The organism is Hydrogenophaga bisanensis (assembly GCF_042665135.1).
Classification (GTDB): domain Bacteria; phylum Pseudomonadota; class Gammaproteobacteria; order Burkholderiales; family Burkholderiaceae_C; genus Hydrogenophaga; species Hydrogenophaga bisanensis.
The window spans coordinates 1-17,477 of record NZ_JBHTBX010000018.1; the positions used below are offsets into that span (position 1 = coordinate 1).

At 63.3% G+C, this 17,477-nt stretch carries 18 protein-coding genes; 17 read left to right on the top strand and 1 reads right to left on the bottom strand.

The annotated features are described in order from the left end of the window. The first annotated feature begins 768 nt into the window (after window positions 1-768). The 6 genes from ACFQNJ_RS18000 to ACFQNJ_RS18025 all read left to right on the top strand — a co-directional run bounded on the left by ACFQNJ_RS18000 (window position 769) and on the right by ACFQNJ_RS18025 (window position 6,920). Entirely contained in the window at window positions 769-1,929 is a 1,161-nt protein-coding gene (locus ACFQNJ_RS18000; RefSeq protein WP_382260015.1) for a flagellin, read from the top strand. A 54-nt stretch (window positions 1,930-1,983) separates the two neighbouring features. Further along, window positions 1,984-3,213 (top strand): flagellin, encoded by a 1,230-nt coding sequence (locus ACFQNJ_RS18005; protein WP_382260017.1) that lies wholly within the window; start codon window positions 1,984-1,986, stop codon window positions 3,211-3,213. 54 nt (window positions 3,214-3,267) lie between these two features. Then, window positions 3,268-4,407: a flagellin gene (locus ACFQNJ_RS18010; RefSeq protein ID WP_382260019.1), complete on the top strand. Its 1,140-nt coding sequence runs from the start codon at window positions 3,268-3,270 to the stop codon at window positions 4,405-4,407. A 125-nt stretch (window positions 4,408-4,532) separates the two neighbouring features. Then, complete coding sequence (gene fliD, locus ACFQNJ_RS18015; protein WP_382260021.1) at window positions 4,533-5,957, top strand: flagellar filament capping protein FliD; 1,425 nt, start codon at window positions 4,533-4,535, stop codon at window positions 5,955-5,957. 220 nt (window positions 5,958-6,177) lie between these two features. Then, window positions 6,178-6,612: a flagellar export chaperone FliS gene (gene fliS, locus ACFQNJ_RS18020; RefSeq protein WP_382260023.1), complete on the top strand. Its 435-nt coding sequence runs from the start codon at window positions 6,178-6,180 to the stop codon at window positions 6,610-6,612. Between the two features lie 2 nt (window positions 6,613-6,614). Continuing rightward, window positions 6,615-6,920 carry a flagellar protein FliT gene (locus tag ACFQNJ_RS18025; protein ID WP_382260025.1) on the top strand — a complete coding sequence of 102 codons (306 nt, stop codon included), beginning with the start codon at window positions 6,615-6,617 and terminating at the stop codon, window positions 6,918-6,920. Window positions 6,921-6,932: 12 nt separating this feature from the next. On the opposite strand, the gene fliE is transcribed toward ACFQNJ_RS18025, so the two are convergent. Next, on the bottom strand, window positions 6,933-7,253 hold the full coding sequence (gene fliE / locus ACFQNJ_RS18030) for a flagellar hook-basal body complex protein FliE (protein ID WP_382260027.1): 321 nt from the start codon (window positions 7,251-7,253) through the stop codon (window positions 6,933-6,935). 181 nt (window positions 7,254-7,434) lie between these two features. On the opposite strand from fliE, the gene fliF reads away from it, so the two are divergent. From fliF to fliP, 11 genes are all read left to right on the top strand, one after another. Continuing rightward, complete coding sequence (gene fliF / locus ACFQNJ_RS18035) at window positions 7,435-9,126, top strand: flagellar basal-body MS-ring/collar protein FliF (RefSeq protein WP_382260029.1); 1,692 nt, start codon at window positions 7,435-7,437, stop codon at window positions 9,124-9,126. Window positions 9,127-9,156: 30 nt separating this feature from the next. Next, on the top strand, window positions 9,157-10,152 hold the full coding sequence (gene fliG, locus ACFQNJ_RS18040; protein ID WP_382260031.1) for a flagellar motor switch protein FliG: 996 nt from the start codon (window positions 9,157-9,159) through the stop codon (window positions 10,150-10,152). After that, window positions 10,136-10,849, top strand: a complete 714-nt coding sequence (locus ACFQNJ_RS18045) for a FliH/SctL family protein (RefSeq protein ID WP_374642406.1) — start codon at window positions 10,136-10,138, stop codon at window positions 10,847-10,849. The genes fliG and ACFQNJ_RS18045 overlap by 17 nt, the downstream gene beginning before the upstream one ends. After that, complete coding sequence (fliI, locus tag ACFQNJ_RS18050) at window positions 10,836-12,314, top strand: flagellar protein export ATPase FliI (RefSeq protein WP_382260033.1); 1,479 nt, start codon at window positions 10,836-10,838, stop codon at window positions 12,312-12,314. The genes ACFQNJ_RS18045 and fliI overlap by 14 nt, the downstream gene beginning before the upstream one ends. After that, window positions 12,311-12,784 carry a flagellar export protein FliJ gene (gene fliJ / locus ACFQNJ_RS18055; protein ID WP_382260035.1) on the top strand — a complete coding sequence of 158 codons (474 nt, stop codon included), beginning with the start codon at window positions 12,311-12,313 and terminating at the stop codon, window positions 12,782-12,784. The genes fliI and fliJ overlap by 4 nt, the downstream gene beginning before the upstream one ends. Beyond that, window positions 12,781-14,151, top strand: coding sequence for a flagellar hook-length control protein FliK (gene fliK / locus ACFQNJ_RS18060; protein WP_382260037.1), 1,371 nt, complete (start codon window positions 12,781-12,783; stop codon window positions 14,149-14,151). Before fliJ ends, fliK begins: the two co-directional genes overlap by 4 nt. A 161-nt stretch (window positions 14,152-14,312) precedes the next feature. Next, window positions 14,313-14,891, top strand: a complete 579-nt coding sequence (locus tag ACFQNJ_RS18065; RefSeq protein WP_382260039.1) for a flagellar basal body-associated FliL family protein — start codon at window positions 14,313-14,315, stop codon at window positions 14,889-14,891. A gap of 27 nt (window positions 14,892-14,918) precedes the next feature. Beyond that, window positions 14,919-15,923, top strand: coding sequence for a flagellar motor switch protein FliM (fliM, locus tag ACFQNJ_RS18070; RefSeq protein WP_374642399.1), 1,005 nt, complete (start codon window positions 14,919-14,921; stop codon window positions 15,921-15,923). Further along, the gene (gene fliN / locus ACFQNJ_RS18075) at window positions 15,913-16,350 is read left to right on the top strand and encodes a flagellar motor switch protein FliN (RefSeq protein WP_382260042.1); all 438 of its coding nucleotides are present in this window, start codon (window positions 15,913-15,915) and stop codon (window positions 16,348-16,350) included. Before fliM ends, fliN begins: the two co-directional genes overlap by 11 nt. 13 nt (window positions 16,351-16,363) lie before the next feature. Beyond that, window positions 16,364-16,702: a FliO/MopB family protein gene (locus ACFQNJ_RS18080; protein WP_382260044.1), complete on the top strand. Its 339-nt coding sequence runs from the start codon at window positions 16,364-16,366 to the stop codon at window positions 16,700-16,702. Beyond that, on the top strand, window positions 16,699-17,475 hold the full coding sequence (gene fliP / locus ACFQNJ_RS18085) for a flagellar type III secretion system pore protein FliP (RefSeq protein WP_382260046.1): 777 nt from the start codon (window positions 16,699-16,701) through the stop codon (window positions 17,473-17,475). The genes ACFQNJ_RS18080 and fliP overlap by 4 nt, the downstream gene beginning before the upstream one ends. Window positions 17,476-17,477: the final 2 nt, after the last annotated feature.

Here is a 17,477-nt window from a genome sequence, read left to right on the forward strand (position 1 = left end):
CGCGCCGAGCAGTTGTCCGCCTTCATCATCATGATCGCCGCTCGTTCTTCAGCCGTGAGTTGTTCGTAGTGCTTGCCCATCGCGGTACCTTACCGGTTGGGTGTTGCACTTGATTATTGATTCCGCCGGGGAAAAAAATCTTTAATCGGCGGATGTCTGTTTGAAGGGTCAGGCTTCGTCTGAGGCCTTGTCATCCTTATTCCTACAACCAAGGTTCACATCGGATGAGGGGATCGGCCTGCAGGCCGAGGCGGCAGTCCTGAACGCCGGCGCAGCCCCTGAATGAGTCCTCCAGGGTCGTCCGGATGAACCACCTACCCATGATGACGATCAAGGACACCGCCTGCACGTACAGATGTCACACGCCATCTGACAAATCCGACGAACGGTCATTCAAGCAGTGTGGATGTAGTGTGCATGCCGCAGAACGGCGCGCCGACGTGCCAGATGACGGTGTTTTGATGCCGCCAGCCCACTTGTCCCTAAAGGTTTCCTAACCCCACGCCGATAGCCCTATGCCCTTGCGAAAAACAGGCGCCGCAAAGGCGCGAAATGAAAGGTCATCGCACTGCTTTTTTGGGTGCAGTCCCCAGCGCAGACGCTCAAGAATCAGGACGTGCCTCCGAAAAAGACTTCAACGAACTTCTATCAAGGTTCGTCGTCCGGCAGGCAGCTTCACTGAACCCGGTCATGGTCGCTGGCAGTGATGTCAGTAACGTTGAGATCGGCAGCAATGCCGGAGCACCTTTCCACCGTTAGGAGTTACACATGAGCACCATCAACACCAACGTGATGTCCATCAACGCGCAGCGCAACCTGTCTGCGTCCACCGGCTCACTGGCCACGTCCATGCAGCGCCTGTCTTCGGGTCTGCGCGTCAACAGCGCCAAGGACGACGCCGCCGGCCTGGCCATCTCCGAGCGCATGAACTCTCAGGTCAAGGGCCTGAACGTGGCCATCCGCAACGCCAATGACGGCATCTCGCTGGCCCAGACAGCCGAAGGCGCCATGGCCGAGATCGGCAACAACCTGCAACGCATCCGCGAACTGGCCGTGCAGTCGTCCAACGCCACCAACGACACCAGTGACAGAGAAGCCCTGCAAAAGGAAGTGGCCCAGCTGCAGGCTGAAATCCAGCGCGTGGCCACGCAGACAGAATTCAACGGCACCAAGCTGCTGGACGGTAGCTTCACCGGCAAGGCCTTCCAAGTCGGTGCTAACGCCGGTCAGCTCATCACTGTTGATGCAGTCACCAATGCGCAAACAGACAACCTCGGGTCTACGCTCTTTGCTGATGGAAGCATCGCTCTCGCAGTTACGGATCCGACTGCAGACCTTGAACTTGAAGATGTGACTATCAATGGAGTCAACATCGGTAGTTTCACTGTGGAAGCCGCGGGAGCTGGCCAGAGTGCTGCAATGTTGACTGCTATGCAGGAAACTCTAGTCAGTGCAATTAACGAGCAGGCAGCTCAATTGGGTGTGTACGCAGAGGCAAGCGGCCCAGCTGGAATCACGCTGAGCGGTATCGCAAACCGGACTACGGCGATAACAACTACGGCTACAGCGACGAACGGCACTGCCACCCTAACTGCAAGCGCTCCGACTACCGCAACTGTGGTTGAGGACGTAGATATTTCCGACTTTCTGGGCGCCCAACGGGCCATAGCCCTGATGGACTCCGCCCTGACCACGATCAACTCGGCCCGAGCCGACATGGGTGCCATCCAGAACCGTTTCGGCTCGGTCATCCAGAACCTGCAGACCAGCTCGGAGAACCTCTCTGCAGCCCGCGGTCGCATCGTCGACGCCGACTTCGCCAAGGAAACGGCCAACCTCTCGCGGGCCCAGATCCTGCAGCAGGCCGGCACCGCCATGGTGGCCCAGGCCAATCAGCTGCCCCAAGGCGTGTTGAGCCTGCTGCGCTGATCCAGGCTGAAGCCACGCGCCATATCGCCATACACCCGAATTTAGGAGTCAGTCATGTCGACCATCAACACCAACGTGATGTCCATCAACGCGCAGCGCAACCTGTCTGCGTCCACCGGCTCTCTGGCCACGTCCATGCAGCGCTTGTCCTCAGGCCTTCGCGTCAACAGCGCCAAGGACGATGCCGCTGGCCTGGCCATTTCCGAGCGCATGAACTCGCAGGTCAAGGGCCTGAACGTGGCCATCCGCAACGCCAACGATGGCATCTCGCTGGCCCAGACGGCCGAAGGCGCCATGGCCGAGATCGGCAACAACCTGCAGCGCATCCGCGAACTGGCCGTGCAGTCGTCCAACGCCACCAACTCGGCCACCGACCGCGAAGCCCTGCAAAAGGAAGTCTCGCAGTTGCAGGCTGAAATCCAGCGCGTGGCCACGCAGACCGAGTTCAACGGCACCAAGCTGCTGGACGGCTCCTTCACCGGCAAGGCCTTCCAGGTCGGTGCCAACGCTGGCCAGCTCATCACCGTCGATGCCGTCACCAATGCGCAGACAGACAGTTTGGGTGGTAGCCTTTTTGCTGAACGCACCTTCACAGCAACGGTAACCACATCTGACACAAACACAGACGGAGCTTTTGATTTCGGCGCAGTCAACATTTCGGCATTTACCATTACCAACCCAAGTAATGGTGAATTGGTCTCGTTCGATGCAATAAGCATTGCAGCAGAGACCGCTGGCACCGGCACTGGAGATGCAGCCGCAGCTGAGCTTCGCGGTCAGAACACTGTCGGCGCTGCACTTGTGAGTGCAATTAATGCCAAATCTGGAGAGGCTGGCGTCATTGCATCACTAGACGAAACAACCGGTGAAGTCACTATTCAGTCGCTGATATCAGGTGAAGTGGGCGACACTCTTACAACAACACTCAGCGGCGCAGACACTGCCGTTGCGTTAGCAGCCGGCGATGAAGTTTTCGTTAGCAGTGTTGATATTTCAACCTTCGCAGGCGCTCAGCAGGCCATCGGCATCATGGACTCGGCTCTGACCACGATCAACTCTGCCCGCGCCGACATGGGTGCCATCCAGAACCGTTTCGGCTCGGTCATCCAGAACCTGCAGACCAGCTCGGAGAACCTCTCTGCAGCCCGCGGTCGCATCGTCGACGCCGACTTCGCCAAGGAAACGGCCAACCTCTCGCGGGCCCAGATCCTGCAGCAGGCCGGCACCGCCATGGTGGCCCAGGCCAATCAGCTGCCCCAAGGCGTGTTGAGCCTGCTGCGCTAAGGCGCGCTGAAGTCTCGCGCTAGAAAACCACCAAGCCGAATTTAGGAGTCAGTCATGTCGACCATCAACACCAACGTGATGTCCATCAATGCGCAGCGCAACCTGTCTGCGTCCACCGGCTCGCTGGCCACGTCCATGCAGCGCCTGTCCTCGGGCCTTCGCGTCAACAGCGCCAAGGACGACGCCGCCGGCCTGGCCATTTCCGAGCGCATGAACTCGCAGGTCAAGGGCCTGAATGTGGCCATCCGCAATGCCAACGATGGCATCTCGCTGGCCCAGACGGCCGAAGGCGCCATGGCCGAGATCGGCAACAACCTACAGCGCATCCGCGAACTGGCCGTGCAGTCGTCCAACGCCACCAACTCGGCCACCGACCGCGAAGCCCTGCAAAAGGAAGTGTCCCAGCTGCAGGCCGAAATCCAGCGCGTGGCCACGCAGACCGAGTTCAACGGCACCAAGCTGCTGGACGGCTCTTTTACTGGCAAGGCCTTCCAGGTCGGCGCCAACGCAGGACAGCTCATCACCGTCGATGCAGTCACGAATGCGCAGACTGCCCAACTCGGCGGGTCCTACTTCGCTGGAGACGAAGTAATGACCACCGACAATGCAGCCGCCATTACCGGCCTTACCATCAACGGCGTTGTGATAGACGATGTTGCAGTTGCCGCAGACGCTGATGCTCAAGCAGCAGCACTTGCACAAGCTATCAACGCAAAGAGTGGTGAGTCTGGTGTGTACGCCAGTGTGAGTGGCGATGATGTGACGCTCGAATCTCTCATCGCAGACAAAGATTTGGTAGTCAGTGCTGGAACAGTAGGTGCGACTACTTATTCAGATACAGCAGCAGCACCGACTTCAGATGCCTCTGCTGCTACTCAGGTGTACGTGAGCGACGTAGATATTGAAGACTTTGTTGGTGCTCAGCGTGCTATTGGGATCATGGAAGCGGCCCTGACCACGATCAACTCGGCCCGAGCCGACATGGGTGCCATCCAGAACCGTTTCGGATCGGTGATTCAGAACCTGCAGACCAGTTCGGAGAACCTCTCCGCAGCCCGCGGTCGCATCGTCGACGCCGACTTTGCCAAGGAAACCGCCAACCTCTCGCGCGCCCAGATCCTGCAGCAGGCGGGTACCGCGATGGTGGCCCAGGCCAACCAGCTGCCCCAGGGCGTGCTCAGCCTGCTGCGCTGACCGCCTCTGGCAGCCTGTCTGACCAGGCAGGCTGCCCATCCGCCCGACTGCGGCGGATGCACACAAGGCATGGCGGCTACCCACGTGGTCGTGCCTTGTGTCTATCCAGCTGAAAGTTATTTGCCATGGCCACCATCACTTCCCCGGGTATCGCCAGCGGCATCGATGTCAAAAGCATCGTGTCCCAACTGGTGGCGCTGGAGCGTGCCCCGCTGCAAGCCCTGCAGACACAGGCCACCTCACTGCAGAACAAGGTGTCTGTCTACGGCAGCCTGAAGTCCATGGCCACGGCCTTGGGTGACGCCGCAGACAAGCTTTCAAAGGCCAGCAGTTGGAGTGGCGTCACCGCCACGTCGTCGGACAGCAGTGCAGTTGCCGTCAGTGCCAGCGGCACCGCCGCACGCACCAGCCTTTCCGTCGAGGTGCAACGCCTGGCCAAAGCCCAGTCCACGGCGTCCACCGCCATCGCCAAGGACAGCTCGATGGGCAGTGGCACACTGAGCATCCAGATCGGGAGCTGGGCCAGCGGCACTTTTGCGCCAGGAAGTGCGGCCGCCGTCAACGTGACCGTGGCGGCCGACGACACCCTGAGCGATATTGCCGCCAAGATCAACGATGCCGAGGCGGGCGTCAGCGCCACGGTGCTGCGCGACAGCACGGGCGAGCGCCTGCTGATCCGTTCCAACGACACGGGCGAGACCAGCGGTTTTCGCATTCAGGTGACCGACGACGACGGCACCCCCAACGATGCCAATGGGCTCTCCCGTCTGGCTTACGACCCTGGCACCGCCACCGGCATGAGCCTGAGCCAGGCGGGTATCAACGCGCTGGCCACCATCAACAATGTGGCGGTCAGTTCTGCCAGCAATACCCTGTCGGACAATCTGCCCGGCATGACGCTGACCTTGACCAAGGAAACCACGGCTCCCGTGGAAATCAAGGTCAGCACCGACGAGGCGGCCATCAAGAAGAACATTGAGGCCTTCGTCAATGCCTACAACAGCATCAATGAGCTGATCAACACCACCACCAAATACGATGCGGCCACCAAGGTGGCAGGCACGCTCCAAGGCGACAGCACGGTGGTGGGTCTGCAAAATGCCTTGCGCGGCATGATGCGGTCCGTGACCGCCAGCAGCCCCTTCAGCCGCTTGCTGGACGTAGGCATCCAAGCCCAGAAAGACGGCAAACTGACGATTGACAGCGCCAAGCTGAGTGACGCCATGAAGAACCTGGAGGGTCTGCAGAACCTGTTCACCGCCGCCGGTGGGGGCAGCGGCAGCACCGACCAGGGATTTGGCCTGAAGGTCAAGGCGTTCACCGATGGACTGGTCAGTGCGAACGGCAGCTTGACGACAAGAACTGGCTCGTTGCAAAGTGCGCTCAAACGCAACGACAAGGAGCAGGAGCGGGTCAATGACCGAGCCACGCGCGCTGAAGCGCGCTACCTGGCCCAGTACAACGCCATGGACGCCTCGGTGGGGCAACTGAATTCCCTGAACGCCTTCGTTGCGCAGCAGATCACCTTGTGGAACAAAAGCAGTGGCTGATTTGTTCAATTGAACCTGTTTCCTCAGGACTTTGGTCCTATCAAGGCCTGCGACAACACCCCATGGTTCAGTCGACAGGCCTTTTTTTCGCGCCCTTCAACCGTGTCATGTCGCTATCCAAATGAAGCCCAATAAATCCTTGCAATTCGCTGCGTCAAAGGCTTCAGTCGGCCCGGCGGGTGCCGATACAGAAAGGCATCAGGATCAAGGAATCGACACCATGTTCACCTCCGTCAACGCCAGAGCCGCCGCCGCCTATCGCCGCATTGCCGCGGTCACCAGCGTGGATGCAGCCTCGCCGCACGATCTGGTGGGTCTGCTGTTTGACGCGCTGCTGCGCAACATCAACACCGCCCAGGGCGCGCTGGAGCGCCAGGACATTGCCGCTAAAGGCGAGGCCATCGGCAAGGCCGTGCGCATCCTGGAAGAAGGCCTGAAAGCGGGGCTTAACCTGGCCGAGGGTGGCGAGATCGCGGCCAACCTGCACGGCCTGTATAGCTACAGCGTGGTGCGCCTGACATATGCCAACCTGCGCAACGACGTGGCCGCCCTGGACGAAGTCCGACAACTCATCGAACCGATTGCACAATCATGGAAAAGCATCAAGAGCGCCGAAGCTGCCACCGCACGCACCGCTACCGCCCTGGGAGCCTGACCATGGCTGCGCCGCACACCCTGCTCGACTACTACCGGGCCATCGAGAACGCCAGCCTGAAGATGCTGGAAGCTGCCCAGGCCGAAGACTGGGACCAGGTGGTCAAACTCGAAGGTGCCTGTGCCGTGCTGATTGCCCAACTGCGCCACCGCTCACGCACCGACGAGCTGGACCTTGAGGAGCGCAAGGAGAAGAACCGCATCATGCAGCGCATCCTCAAGACCGATGCCGAGATCCGCTGCCTGGCCGAGCCCTGGCTCAATGACCTGGAACAGCTGCTGGACCGCCAGGGCCAGTCGATGCACTGAGGAGAAAAGTGGTTACACCGACATGTTCATGATGTCGGTATAGGCCTGCACCATGCGGTTGCGCACGTGCAAGGTGGCCTGGAAGCCGATCTGGGCCTTCTGCATGGCCAGCATGGTTTCTTCCAGGCTGACTTTCGGGTTACCCATCTGGACCTCGGTCTGCAGACGCGAGGCTTCATTCTGGGCGGAACTGACCGATTTCAGGGCAGTTTTGAAGTTGTCGGCAAAACCCGAGCCGACCCCTTGAGCCGCACCGGTGGCCGGCCGCTTGAACTGGGTCTGCCCCGCCTTCTGCAGGGCCTGGCTGTTGAGGGATGAAATGCGCAGGTCCATGGGAAATCCTTTCACACCAAAGTGATGTCCCCCCGATGCTAGGCGTGGCATGGCCACGCTGCCGGTGAAATAAGGGGCCAAAGAGGGGGCTTTTCATGGCTATGTCGGGGGGGCTGCCCCCGAATAATCGGTTGCAAGGAGGGCGAAGTCCGCCCTGTCCAATGCACCTGAGCCCCTCGCCATGAGCAACGCCGTCGCCGACATGGAACTGCAACCCGCCGCCCCGCGCAATGCGCTGGGTGCCGGTCTGGCGCGCCTGGACAAGACCCAGAAGATCCGCCTGGGTCTGGGTGTGCTGGCCCTGCTGGCCATTGCCCTGTCCGTCTTTTTCATGGGCCGCCAGCCCGACTGGCGCATTCTCTACACCAGCCTCAGTGACAAGGACGGCGGCGCCATCGTCGCCCAGCTGACGCAGATGAACGTGCCCTACAAGCACGCCGAGGGCGGCGGCGCCATCATGGTGCCGGCCGACCGCGTGCACGATGTGCGCCTTCGCCTGGCCTCGCAAGGCCTGCCCAAGGGGTCGGTCACCGGCTTCGAGCTGATGGAGAGCAACCGCTTCGGCATGACGCAGTTCCAGGAGCGACTGACCTTCCAGCGCGGCCTGGAAGGGGAACTGACCCGCTCGATCCAGTCGCTGTCGTCGGTGCAGTCGGCCCGGGTGCACCTGGCCCTGCCCAACCAGAACGGCTTCTTTCGCGAACAGCAGAAACCGTCGGCCTCCATCCTGCTGACCCTGCACCCCGGCCGCACACTGGACAAGGCGCAGGTGGCGGGCATCGTGCACCTGGTGTCCTCCAGCGTGCCGGAGATGAACCCCAAGGCCGTCAGCGTGATTGACGATGCCGGCAACCTGCTGTCGACCAACCCCGACAGCCAGAGCAGCGGTGTGGACCTGCAGAAGCTGCAGTATGTGCAGCAGATCGAGGCCCTGTACACCCGCCGCATCCTCGACATGATCGAGCCGCTGGTGGGTGCGGGCAACGTCAAGGCCCAGGTCAGCGCCGATGTGGACTTCTCGTTGGCCGAGTCCACCAGTGAACAGCACCGCCCCAATCAGGGTGGCGAACCGGGCACCATCCGCAGCCAGCAGATGGTGGAGGACGGCACCCCACCCACGGCACAACCCGCAGGTGTGCCCGGTGCGGTAACCAACCAGCCGCCCGCCACCGGTCAGGCGCCCATCAACGGGCAGGCCCAGCAAACCGGCGTGAACGCGCCCGGTAGCGACAAGCCCGGCAACATGCGCCGCGAGTCGGTCATCAACTACGAGGTGGACAAGACGGTGCGCGTGGTGCGCGAATCGGTCGGGCAGATCCGCCGCCTGAGCGCCGCCGTCGTGGTCAACCACCGCAGCACGCAGGACAAGTCAGGCAAGGAAGTGGCCGCCCCGATTCCGGCCGAGCAGATCGAGCAGATGACGGCGCTGGTGCGCGAGACCATCGGGTTCAACCAGACCCGCGGCGACTCTGTCAACGTGGTCAACGCCCCCTTCACGGCGCCCAAGAAAGACGACGCCGAGCCGACGCCGTGGTGGCAGCAGCCCGATGTGCTGGAGATGGGCCGCAGTCTGGCCTGGCCACTGGCCATGGTGGGCGCGGGTCTGCTGGTGCTCATGGGTCTGATCCGCCCTGGGGTCAAGCTGATGACTTCGCCAGCCCCGGCGCTGGACAAACCCCAGCCCCAGCAACTCAATGCCTTGATCAACGAAGCGCCGGAGCGGCCAGGACTGCCCATGCCGTCTGGCACCGGCACCGATGTCATGAGCCCGGAGGAGGTACGCCTGACCGAGGCCCGCCGCCTCGCGCTGGAGAACCCGGCCGCCGTGGCCAACATCGTCAAGACCTGGGTCAACGGCGAGGCGCCGGCCTGACGGCCGCCCGCTGAACGGAGGAAGCACACCATGGAAGAACAAGGCCTTCAGGATGCCGCCATCTTTCTGATGTCCCTGGGCGAAGCCGAGGCCGCCGAGGTGTTCAAGCATCTGTCACCCAAGGAGGTGCAGAAGCTGGGCGAAACCATAGCCCGCACACGCGCGGTATCCACCGAGCGCGTGGGCGAGGTGATGCACAAGTTCACCGAAGCCGCAGCCTCCCAGAAGCTGCTGGTGTCAGACACCGACAACTATGTTCGCGCAGTGCTCAAGCGCGCGCTGGGCGATGACAAGGCCGCCCTGCTGATTGACCGCATCCTGCAGGGCGGCGACGTCTCCGGCATCGAGAGCCTGAAGTGGATGGACCCCTTGTCCATCGCCGAACTGCTGCGCAACGAGCATCCGCAGATCATCGCGGCCATCCTCGTGCATCTGGAGTTCGACCAGACGGCTGGCGTGCTCAAGAACTTCAATGACCGGCTGCGCAACGACGTGGTGCTGCGCATCGCCACGCTGGAAGGCATCCAGCCGACCGCGCTCAAAGACCTCAACGAGGTTCTCTACAAGGTGCTGGCCGGCGGCGACAAGATCCGCAAGACCTCGATGGGTGGCGTGAAGACGGCGGCCGAGATCATCAACATGATGGGCAGCCAGGTGGAGAGCTCGGTGCTCGAATCGATTCGGGAGTTCGATCCGGATCTGGCCCAGAAGATCATGGACAAGATGTTCACCTTCGAGGATCTGACCAAGCTCGACGGCAAGTCGGTGCAGATGGTGCTCAAGGAAGTCTCCTCGGATGTGCTGGTCATTGCGCTCAAAGGGGTGTCCAACGAGCTCAAGGATCTCATTCTCAACAACATGTCCTCGCGCGCCGCCGAGGCGCTGCGCGAGGATCTGGAATCCCGTGGTCCGGTGCGCCTGTCGGAAATCGAGACCCAGCAGAAGGAGATTCTCAAGGTGGTGCGTCGTCTGGCCGACGAGGGCCAGATCGTGATCGGTGGTGGTGACGATGAAGCCTTCATCTAAGCCGAAGACCCATTCGCGCTTCATTCCGCGAGAGGAAATCGAGGGAGTGTCCGCCTGGCATTTTTCGTCGGTCGATGGCAGCGATGACCTGCCTTCACCCGAGATCGACGCCGTCCCGGCCGAGCCCGAGAACCTGATCGATGAGGCCAGGCTGGAGGAAGTGCGCCAGCAGGCCTACAACGACGGTTTCGCCCACGGCCATGACGCTGGCGCCCAGGAAATGCGCCAGGCGCTGGAGGCCACCATCCGCAAGATGGCCGAGGAAACCGGCATGCGCATGGCCCAGCTGATGCACGGTATGCGTGAGCAGCTGCAACGCAGCGAGGAACAGATCTCCCGCCAGATCCTGGAACTGGCCTGCGACCTGGCCCGCCAGGTGCTGCGGCAGGAATTACAGACCCCCACCGCCCACCTCAAGCCGGTGATCAGCGAGGCCCTGGCCCAGCTGGTGGACGATGGCTTGCCGGCCACGGTGCGCCTGAACCCCGATGATCTGGTGCTGCTGCAAGGCTCCATTGAGGAGACCCTGGGCCAGCACAAGGTGGAACTGGTGGGCGACGTGTCCATCAGCCCCGGGGGCTGCGTGGTGGAATCGCCCAGCACCACCGTGGACGCCACCATCGAGAAGCGCTGGACGCGCGCCGTGGGCAACCTGGGTCTGGAGACGCCCTGGCATCCGGAGAATGTCGATGTCTGACGTTCAGGACGCGCGCTGGGAACGCTTCATGGATGACCTGCGCGTTTGCGCCACGGTGCACACGCCGCTGGAAGTCAGCGGCACGCTCACCCGTCTGGCGGGGCTGGTGCTCGAAGCCGTCGGCCTGAAAGTGCCGGTGGGATCGCAGTGCCTGATTTCCAACGGCCCCAAGGAACCGGTACTGGCCGAGGTGGTCGGCTTCTCGGGCGACAAGGCCTACCTGATGCCGGCCGGGGACACCCATGGCCTGGCCAGCGGCGCCAGCGTCACGCCTCTGGCGCCGTACCGGCCCATTCCCAAGGTGGGTCAGGTGAACAAGCCGCCCATGCCCGGAGACCGGGGTGTGCTGCGCCTGCCGCTGGGCGCCGGTCTGCTGGGCCGGGTGGTCGATTCCCACGGCAACCCGCTGGACCACCAGGGACCGATTGCCAACGTCGATATCGCGCCGCTGGAACGTGCGCCCCTGAACGCGATGGACCGTGACCCGGTTCGGGAACCGCTGGACACGGGTGTGCGCGCCATCAACAGCCTGCTGACGGTCGGCCGGGGGCAGCGTCTGGGTCTGTTTGCCGGCTCCGGCGTGGGCAAGAGTGTGCTGCTGGGCATGATGGCCCGCTACACCAAAGCCGATGTCATCGTGGTGGGACTGATTGGCGAGCGCGGCCGGGAAGTCAAGGAATTCATCGAGGACATCCTGGGCGAAGAAGGACGCAAGCGGTCGGTGGTGGTGGCGGCGCCGGCGGACGCACCACCGCTGCTGCGCATGCAGGGCGCCGCCTACGCCACGGCGATTGCCGAGCGCTTCCGAGACGATGGCCTGGATGTACTGCTGCTCATGGATTCGCTCACCCGCTATGCCATGGCCCAGCGCGAGATCGCCCTGGCCATTGGCGAGCCCCCGGCCACCAAAGGCTACCCGCCCTCTTGCTTTGCCAAACTGCCGCAGCTGGTGGAGCGCAGCGGCAACGGATTGAATGGCCACGGCTCCATCACCGCCTTCTACACCGTGCTGTCCGAAGGCGACGACCAGCAGGACCCGATTGCTGATGCAGCCCGCGCCATTCTGGATGGTCACATCGTGCTCTCCCGCTCGCTGGCCGAGTCGGGTCACTACCCCGCCATCGACATCGAAGCCTCCGCTTCCCGCGTGATGCACAACGTCACCAGCCCCGAGCATCTGGAAATGGCGCGGCACTTCCGGGCCAATTGGTCGCGCTACCAGAAGACGCGCGACCTCATTCAGCTGGGGGCCTATGTGGCCGGCAGCGACCCGGAGACCGATCGCGCCATCAGCCTGTATCCTGCGCTGCAGGCCTTCCTGCAACAAGGGATGCACGAGAGCGCCAGCTATGAGCAGAGCCTGCAACAGATGAACCAGGCCTTGCAGGACGAGCGCGGCCGCCGACCCAACCCGGGGCGACAGGCTCGCCCCCAGCAGACCGCCCGTGAAGGAGGTGTCGCATGAGCATGAACCAGATCCGCACCATCGAAAAAGTGGTTGAGCTGGCCCTGCAGCGACGAGACAACGCGCTGGCCCAGCTGGCCCAGTTGCAGCGCGAGATGCAGCAGGCCCAGGACCAGATGGACCAGCTGAGCAACTACGCGCGTGAGGCCCAGGAGCGCTGGCACGCGCGCAGCCTGCAGGGCGTGGATGCCAACCTCCTGCACCACCACCGTCAGTTCATGTTCAAGATCGAACATGCCATGGACTTCCAGCGCAGCGTGCTGAGCAGCCGACAGGAACAGATCGACAAGTCCCAGGCCCAGCTGCACGAGGCCGAGCGTGACCTGGCCGGTCTGCGCAAATACCACGAGCGCAAGCAGCACGAAATCGACCAGCGACAGCAGCGACAGGATCAGAAGAGCATGGACGAAATGGCCCGCAATGTCTATCTGCTGCAGTTGCGTCGGCAGAACGAAGGAGTACGCCCATGAGCACCACAGCCGTTTCGTCCGGCACAGGCCAGAGCGCCTCGTCGGGCACGCACGCCAGCAGCAAGTCTTCGGGCGCCTCAGGTGACAAGGCAGGCAAGGCAGGGGCCAGCCAGGCCCCCAAGGGTGACGTGTTCGCCATGCTGCTGATGATGCTGGGCGACGGAGCAGCCTTGGCGCCTGATGCCGGGACAGGACCGGGGGAGGACGACCTACTGCAGGCCGACGGCGTGCCTACCGAGGACCCGCAGCTTGCCTTGTTATCCGCCGGCGCCGTGACACCGTCCGCTTTCGCCCCGACCGGGCTGGGCCAGACCGACACAGACCCGGTGCAAGCCATGCTGGCATCCCGCTATCCGCTGGAGCGCCGACTGGATCGGGCAGGCATCTCCGGCCCGGAACCAGGAGCCAACAGCACGGGCAACATCGATATCGCCGAACTGGGCATGCAGGCCACCACCGACAGCGAGCTGCCGGATGGCCTGACACTCCCGTCGGACCTGAGGCCGGCAGAGCCACCAGCCACCAACCGGCCAGCGCCAGGCCTGTCGATGCAGCGTCAGGACATGCTCTCCACCAAGACGATCCGCCTGCCGGCCGGCGCCCATGCCGCCACGTCGCACATCGCCACCCGGGCCATGACCGAGATGAGCGCCCAAGCCGCGGTCACCCTTGCCAGCCGATCGGGCGAAGCCATGACCTGGAGCGGGGGCCTGCCCATGCGCAGCACCGTGCAACTGGATGCGCGCCTGTCGTCCCAGGACGCCAGCCCCTTGTCGGTGGGTGATCTGGACAGCCTGGGAACCTCGGGTCTGATCGGGGGCGCACAAGCCCAGGGATCCGGCCAATTTGGCGAGCCAGGACAGCCCATGCCGGGCGAATCGGGGCCGACGGATCTCGGCAAGTCCGACGCAAGCGACCCTGACATGGAGCATTTCGCCGACGCCCAGGCCGCGCTGGATGATGAGGCCGCCGAGCACTGGCACGCGGGGCAGCTGCAGCAGGCCCGGCTGAGCATCGCGGGTGAGTCTGGCGAATCGATCGAGGTGCAACTCCAGCTGGCCGGCGATTCGGTGAACGTGGAGTTCCGCACCGACGACGAGAACGCCCGCCAGCAACTCTCGCAGGACGGTGGCCGTGAGCTCTCCGGTCGACTGGAGCAGGAAGGTCTGTCCCTGATTGATGTCTCGGTGGGTGGTCGCCAGGGTTCCGGCAACCCACAGGGAAAACCGGGCAACCCGTCTACCGTGGAGCTGGGCCGGACATCCCCGCTGCGACGCGGCGGCGAGGCGACGGACACGTCTGTGTCTGGATCGCAGGGCCTGAGGCCACTCGCCGACCCCGGACGACCGCTGGACCTGTTTGTCTGAAAGCACGATCGAACGCGGTGCATGAACGCCGAATAGCCGGGAAAACCGGCGCTTTTCAGGCCTAAGGCCCACGCACCGCCGCCGAATAATGACCTCCATGACCCGGGCCCGTCGGCCCGCTGCGGCCCGTCCTCCGGACGGGGCCGGTTCTGGAGGAAAACATGTCCGCACCCGCTCCCAAGACCGCCGAGGAAGGCGGTGAAAAGCCCAAGAAGAGCAAGAAGCTGCTCTTCATCATCATTGGCGTGCTCGTTCTGGCCCTGGCCGGTGCAGCAGCGGCCTTCATCCTGCTGAAGAAGAACGCCGCAGAGGACGACGAGGAGCTGGAGGAAGAGCCGGTGGCGGCCATCCAGAAGGTGGACCCCAAGAAGCCCCCGACCTACCTGCCCCTGGACAGCATGGTGGTCAACCTGGCCGACCCCGGCGGCAACCGCTTTGCCCAGCTGGGCATCACCCTCAAGCTGCAGGACGAGGAAACCGCCACGGCCGTCAAGTCGCGGATGCCCTCCATCCGCAACAGCCTCCTCATCCTGATCTCGCAGCGCACCGCCGAGGAGTTGCTGTCGGTCAATGGCAAGCAGGCGCTGGTTGCCGACATCATCGCGGCCATTTCCGAAGAGATGGGCTACGAGATCGACGAGGCGGATGACGACAGCGGCAAGAAGCCGGCCAAAAAGCGTCGCCGCGCGCCCCCCAACCCGGTCCAGGACGTGCTGTTCTCGGGCTTCCTGGTGCAGTAAACCGAAACCTCACAGGCGAAGAAAGTCATGGCCGACTCCTTTCTTTCCCAGGAAGAGGTGGATGCCCTTCTGGAAGGCGTCACTGGCGAAAGCCAGAAGCTCCAGAAGGAGGAAACACCAACTGGTGGCATCCGCGACTACAACCTCTCCAGCCAGGAACGCATCGTCCGCGGACGCATGCCGACGATGGAGATCGTCAACGAGCGCTTCTCTCGCAACCTGCGGCTGGGCCTGTTCAACATGATCCGGCGCAGCCCGGAAATCTCTGTCGGCGCCGTCCAGGTGCAGAAGTACAGCGCCTTCCTGCGCGACCTGGTGGTACCCACCAACTTCAACATCATGGCCATCCGGCCCTTGCGAGGTAACGGTCTGGTGGTGTGCGAACCCACCCTGCTGTTCGGCGTGATCGACAGCCTGTTCGGCGGCAACGGCAAATTCCACACCCGCATCGAGGGTCGTGATTTCTCGGCCACGGAACAGCGCGTGATCAACCGCCTGGTGGACGTGGTCAGCGAGGAGTACAAGAAGGCCTGGAAGGGCGTGTATCCGATCGAGCTGTCCTACCAGCGTTCGGAAATGCAGCCGCAGTTCGCCACCATCGCCACGCCCAGCGAAATCGTTGTGTCCACCAGCTTCACGCTGGAGATCGGCGACATCACCGGGTCGCTGCACATCTGCATTCCCTACGCCACGCTGGAGCCAATTCGCGACGTGCTCTATTCCAGCGTGCAGGGCGATGCCATCGAGGTCGACCGCCGCTGGGTCAAGCTGCTCAGCCATGAGATCCAGGCGGCCGAGGTGACCATGGTGGCCGAGCTGGCAGAGACGGACATCACCGTCGAGCAGCTGCTGGCCATGCAGATCGGCGACTTCATCGAACTCGACCGACAGCCCCTGATCAAGGCGCATGTCGACGGAGTCCCCATTTTCGAGTGCCAGTACGGCACCCACAACGGCAAGTACGCACTGCGCGTAGAGCGTGGTCTGCGCGGAACCGAAATGCACTGGTTGGGAGACAGCTATGTCAACTGAAGACGAAGCAAGCATGATGGACGATTGGGCTCAGGCCCTGGAAGAGCAGGCCCAGTCCGAAGCCAAGGGCGCCGACGGCGCACCGGCCTTCGACGCGGTCAGCACGCCCGCCTCACCGATCCCCGGCGGAGGGTCGGGCGGTGGCAGTGCCGCCGCCATGGCCGGCGACATCAACATGGTGATGGACATCCCGGTCCAGCTGTCGGTGGAACTGGGACGCACCCGCGTGCCGATCAAGTACATCCTGCAGCTGGCGCAGGGCTCGATCGTCGAACTCGATGCGCTGGCCGGCGAACCCATGGACGTGCTGATCAACGGCTACCTGATCGCCCAGGGCGAGGTGGTGGTGGTCAACGAGAAGTTCGGCATCCGCCTGACCGACATCGTGACCCCATCCGAACGCATGCGCCGCCTCAGCCGGACCTGACGGGACACCACCCATGTTTCAGAATGCCCTGCCCGCCATCGGCCTGCTGGTCCTGATGATGCTGGTGGCCTGGATGCTCCAGCGCTACAAGCGACACCTGCCCGGTCGCCTGGGCCAGACCGGAGTGCCCATGCAGGTGACCGGAGGCCTGTCGCTCGGGCCGCAGCACCGGCTGGTCAGTGTCCGCATTGGCGAAGGTCCGGGTCAGGTGCACATGGTGCTGGGTGTCGCGCCCGGCAGCATCACCACGGTCACCACCCTTCCCTCCGGCGATACCGCCGGACCGGCATCGTCTGGCCCGGGTTTTGCCGAGCAGCTGGCGGCGCTTGCCAGTCCGAAGGAGCGCGCATGAACCGCGCCATGACCACCGCGCTGGCCATCACCGGCGCCCTGGCCTCCCTGCTGCTGGCCGAACCGGCCATGGCCCAGGTGGCCGCCGCACCCGCCGCCGGACCTGGCGTCCCGCTGGTGATCGGACAGGGTGCTGGTGGCACCAGCTATTCGGTGCCCATCCAGACGCTGCTGGTCTTCACGGCCCTGTCCTTCCTGCCGGCCGTGCTGCTGATGATGACCGGTTTCACCCGCATCGTCATCGTGCTGTCGCTGCTGCGCCAGGCACTGGGCACCCAGACCGCACCGCCCAACCAGGTGATTGTGGGTCTCTCGCTGTTCCTGACCCTGTTCGTCATGGGCCCGACCCTCGACAAGGTCTACAACGAGGCCTACGCGCCGTACACGCAAAACCAGATCAGCTTTGACCAGGCGCTGGAGCGCGGCCAGGCCCCCATGCGCGAGTTCATGCTGCGCCAGACCCGCCAGTCCGACTTCGAACTGTTTGCCCGCCTGGCCCAGCTGCCGGCCGACGTCAAGGCCGACAACGCGCCGTTTCGCGTGCTGGTGCCTGCCTTTGTGACCAGCGAACTGAAGACCGCCTTCCAGATCGGCTTCATGATCTTCATCCCCTTCCTGGTCATCGACATGGTGGTCGCCAGCGTGCTGATGTCGCTGGGCATGATGATGCTGTCGCCCGTGCTGGTAGCCCTGCCCTTCAAGCTGATGCTGTTTGTGCTCGCCGATGGCTGGAACATCCTGCTCGGCTCGCTCGCGGCCTCTTTCAACACCTAGGA